1 pseudogene is annotated in these 273 nt (G+C 35.9%); it reads right to left on the bottom strand.

Going from position 1 to position 273, the window contains the following annotated elements:
* Positions 1 to 215 (bottom strand): annotated as a pseudogene (locus F1741_RS02235) (group II intron reverse transcriptase/maturase); the annotation flags it as partial.
* Between the last annotated feature and the right edge of the window lie 58 nt (positions 216 to 273).

Below are 273 nucleotides of genomic sequence, written 5' to 3' on the forward strand. Positions count from 1 at the left end.
CTTTCCAGATTGATTCCATCGATAGTTTTATTGTCAATTCCGGGTGTACCCGCTCCCTTGTTAGCCGCAATTTTATTAAATGCGGTTAACGTGTTGTAAAAGTTATTCATTCCCTGCTGGAGTTCTCTTTTTAAGGAGTAGCCGTTTGATGAACAATATTGAATTCTATTCAATGTTCGTAAAAGTTTAGTTTCTGGTGAAACCGTTGTTGACATAATATATCAACTCCTTCCCGATACCATTGAGTAAATAGTAAATTACTTTCTTCTTTCG

The sequence above is a fragment of the 'Cynodon dactylon' phytoplasma genome (genome assembly GCF_009268075.1).
Classification (GTDB): Bacteria; Bacillota_I; Bacilli_A; order Acholeplasmatales; family Acholeplasmataceae; genus Phytoplasma; species Phytoplasma cynodontis.